The sequence below is a fragment of the Streptomyces phaeochromogenes genome, assembly GCF_001418655.1.
In the GTDB taxonomy this organism is placed as follows: Bacteria; Actinomycetota; Actinomycetes; order Streptomycetales; family Streptomycetaceae; genus Streptomyces; species Streptomyces phaeochromogenes.
In genome coordinates, this window is sequence record NZ_LIQZ01000331.1 from 2,458 (window position 1) to 6,293 (window position 3,836).

3 protein-coding genes are annotated in these 3,836 nt (G+C 68.1%); all 3 read right to left on the reverse strand.

Going from position 1 to position 3,836, the window contains the following annotated elements:
- Window positions 1-759, reverse strand: a 759-nt coding sequence (locus tag AOK17_RS36045; protein WP_079053468.1) for a carbohydrate ABC transporter permease, incomplete at its 3' end; no start/stop codon positions are given.
- Window positions 760-866: 107 nt separating this feature from the next.
- Window positions 867-2,219: a carbohydrate ABC transporter permease gene (locus tag AOK17_RS36050; RefSeq protein ID WP_055616816.1), complete on the reverse strand. Its 1,353-nt coding sequence runs from the start codon at window positions 2,217-2,219 to the stop codon at window positions 867-869.
- Between the two features lie 9 nt (window positions 2,220-2,228).
- Window positions 2,229-3,635, reverse strand: a complete 1,407-nt coding sequence (locus AOK17_RS36055; RefSeq protein ID WP_055616817.1) for an ABC transporter substrate-binding protein — start codon at window positions 3,633-3,635, stop codon at window positions 2,229-2,231.
- Window positions 3,636-3,836 lie beyond the last annotated feature (201 nt).

The window sequence follows — 3,836 nt, forward strand, 5'->3', positions numbered from 1 at the left end:
GAACGCGAAGAACACGGCCAGCGGGATGACCATCGAGATGAACGCGCCGGGCGCCAGCGTCTCGATGTTGCCGGAGAACTGACGGGTCTGCTGGGTCAGGGCGACCGTCAGCGGCCGTGAGTCGGAGTCCGAGAAGACCAGCGCCACCAGCATGTCGTTCCACACCCACAGGAACTGGAAGATGCCGAGCGACGCGATCGCGGGCCCGCCGAGCGGCAGGACCACGGTGGTGAACAGACGGGTCTCACTCGCGCCGTCGAGCCGTGCGGCCTCCAGGAGTTCACGGGGGATCTCCGCGAAGAAGTTGCGCAGCAGGAAGATCGCGAACGGCAGGCCGAAGCCCACGTGGAACACGACGACACCGATGATGGTGCCGAAGATCCCGAGGTCGCCGAAGAGTTCGGACATCGGGATCAGGGCGATCTGCACCGGCACCACGAGCAGCGCCACCACGGCCAGGAACCACCAGTCGCGGCCCTTGAAGTCCATCCAGGCGAAGGCGTATCCGGCCATGGCCCCGATGACGATGACCAGGACGGTGGCCGGGACGGTGATCCAGATCGTGTTGAGCAGGGAGTCGGTGATCTCCTCCTTGCCGAGCAGGGTCGAGTAGCTCTCGGTGGTGAGCTGGGCCGGCTTGCTGAAGACCGTCCACCAGCCGGAGTCCGCGATGTCGGTCGGGTCACGGAACGACGAGGCCAGCAGCCCCACCGTCGGCGTCACCCAGAGCAGTGCGACCAGGATGAGGAAGACCCGCATCACACCACCGGTCGCGCCGCTCGCCAGCCTGGAGGCGAGCGACCGCTCGGGCGGACCGGCCGCTTCCGCGGTCTTCGGCGGGGCTTTCAGAGGTACGGAGGGTGCGGTCACCGTCGGCGCTCCCTTCGCAGTCGGCGGATGTTGACGATCATCACCGGCATGACGAGCAGCAGCAGCACCACACCGATCGCACTGGCGAGGCCGAGGTCTCCGCCACCGCCCGTGTACGAGTTGTAGAGCTGCAGGGCCAGGACGTTGGCCTCGTCCTGGGTGGGCTGCGGGGCGATGATGTAGATCAGGTCGAAGATCTTCATCACGTTGATCATCAGCGTGATCAGCACGACGACGAGGACCGGAGCGAGCAGAGGGACCGTGACCCTGCGGAACACCTGCCACTCGTTGGCCCCGTCGACCCGGGCCGCCTCCAGGAGGTTGCGGTCCACTCCGGCGAGCCCCGCCGCGATGAGCACCATCGCGAAGCCCGCCCACATCCACGCGTACGAACCGATGATGGCCGGTGTGATCAGGCTCGGGCCGAGCCAGTCGACGCCGTTGTAGGGCGCCGCGAAGTTCGAGGACGGCAGGCGCAGTTGGGCACCGTCGGCGGAGGCCGGCAGCGTGAACGTACCGTCGTCGCCCGCCTTCGTGGAGGCCACGACCTTGCCGTCCTTGACCGCCTCGACCTTGATGCCTGGCAGGGCCTTCTCACCCGTGTCGATGGCGCCCTTCTCGCCGCCGCCGCCCAGTTTGAAGTCCAGCCAGACCGTGCCGGACACCCCGTCGCCCGAGGCCTGGGCGGCCTTGGCGTCCCCGGGGCTGCCGGGCACCTTGTTCGGGGCGATGCCGACCAGCGGGATCAGGGCCGGGGTGCCCGCGCTCACCGTGCCCGTGGAGGTGAAGGAACCCCCGCCGGACGCCTTGAGATCACTCTCGGTCGACGGGCGTGCCTTCGGATAGACCGACGACTCGGCGAAGGTGTCGTGCACGCCCACCACCACGGCGTTCGCCACGCCCTGGTCGGGGTCCGCCTCGTAGACGAGCCGGAAGATGATGCCCGCGGCCAGCATGGAGATGGCCATCGGCATGAAGATGATGAGCTTGAACGCCGTTGCCCAGCGCACCCGTTCGGTCAGCACGGCGAAGATCAGGCCGAGCCCGGTGACCAGCGCCGGGGCGACCGCCACCCAGATCGCGGTGTTCTTGACCGCGGTGAACGTGGCGTCGTCCGTGAAGATGTCGCCGTAGTTGCCCAGCCCCACGAAACCCGAACCGTCGGCGTTGTAGAGACTTCGCCAGACCGAGTACCCGATCGGGTAGACCACGAGCGCGCCGAGCAGCACGATCGCGGGCAGCAGGAACAGACCCACCACCCACGCCCGGGTGCCCATCACGCTCTTGCGTTTTCCGGCGGGGGGCACCGGACCTGCCGGGCCCCCCGCCGTCGCCACCTGCGACGACATGGGCTGCCGTCAGCCCTTGTACGCCTTGGCGGCGGATGCTTCGAGCGCCTGCTGCGCGCCCTCGACGTCCGAGGGGTTCTTCAGGAAGTCCTGCAGTCCCTTCCACTCACCCTGCCCCTGGGTGCCACCGAAGGCGGCGGGGGCCTGGTCGGACATGTCGAAGCGGAAGTCGTCGCCCGCGTCGAGCAGCGCCTTGGCGATGTCTCCGGTCACGGCGTCCTTGTAACTCTTCAGGTCCATCTCCTTGTTGGGGGAGATGATGCCGCCCTGCGCCGCCCACAGCTCGGCCGCGTCGGTCGAGGCGAGGAAGGTGATCAGGGCCTGCGAGGCCTTGTCGTCCTTCAGGACCACGGCCACGTCACCGCCACTGACCACCGGCGACTCGTCGCCGACCGCCGGGAACGGGAACACCTTGGCGTCCGTGCCGATCTTGGCCTTCGTGTCGGCGTTGATGTTCGCCGCCACGAAGTCGCCCTCGTAGACCATCGCGGCCGGAGTGTCGCCGGAGAAGGTGTTCGTCACCGACTTGGGGAACTCGGTGCGCAGCGCGCCGGCCTTGCCGCCCGCGATCAGGTCGTCCTTGCCCCACAACTGGGCCAGCGTGGTCAGGGCCTCCTTGACGGAGGGGTCCGTCCACTTGATCTCGTGCTTCGCCAGCTGGTCGTACTTCTCCGGACCCGCCTGCGAGAGATAGATGTTCTCGAACCAGTCGGTGAGGGTCCAGCCGTCCTGGCCGCCGATGGAGACCGCGGGCGAACCGGCGTCCGACAGCGTCTGCGCGGTCTGGAGGAACTCGTCCCAGGTCTTGGGCTCCGCGGTGATCCCGGCCGCCTCGAACGCGGCCGTGTTGTACCAGACCAGGGACTTGTTGGCGGCCTTCGCGTAGACGCCGTACTGCTTGCCCTTGTAGGCGCCCAGGTCCTTCCAGCCCGCCGAGAAGTTCTTGTCGATCTGCGCCTGTGCCTCGGCGCCGATGGGCTTGACCCAGCCCTTGTCGACGAACTGGTGCAGCACACCGACCTGCGGCAGGAACGCCACGTTCGGCGGCTTGCCGCCCTGGATCTTCGTGCCCAGGAAGGTGGAGGTGTTGTTGCCGGTCGGTACGAAGCTGACCTCCGCGCCCGTCCGCTTCTCGAACTCGTCCAGGACCTTGGTGAAGTTGTCCTGCTCGGGGCCGGTCCAGACGGCCGCGACCTCCAGCTTCTGGCCGTCGAGCTTGGGGAGCTGAACACTGGCGGCGCTGCCGCTGGTCTCGCTCCCCCCGCCCCCTTCGTCGCCCTTGTCGTCGTCACCGCCGCATGCCGTGAGCGTGAGCGCCATCGCCCCCGCGACGACGGCGGCCGCGGTTCGCGCGGTCCTGCTCATCTTGTGCGACTTGTTGTGCGGCCTGTGTGTACGGAGAGTGTTGCTGCGCATGACTTGCCCCGTTCTTCGTCGAACGTCCGAGCGCTGTCCCGTGCGCTCTTGGTCTACGCCCGTGCGCTTGGGGGCGGCAAGAGCGCCTGCGCTGTCAAGGCCGTGATCGTAACCGCGTCGTGACGTGGGGACTTGGGGGCGGGCCGCGGGGGTGGGGTGTGTTTCTCGCCCCGCCGCCCTTACCCGTCCCTTTTCGGGGGC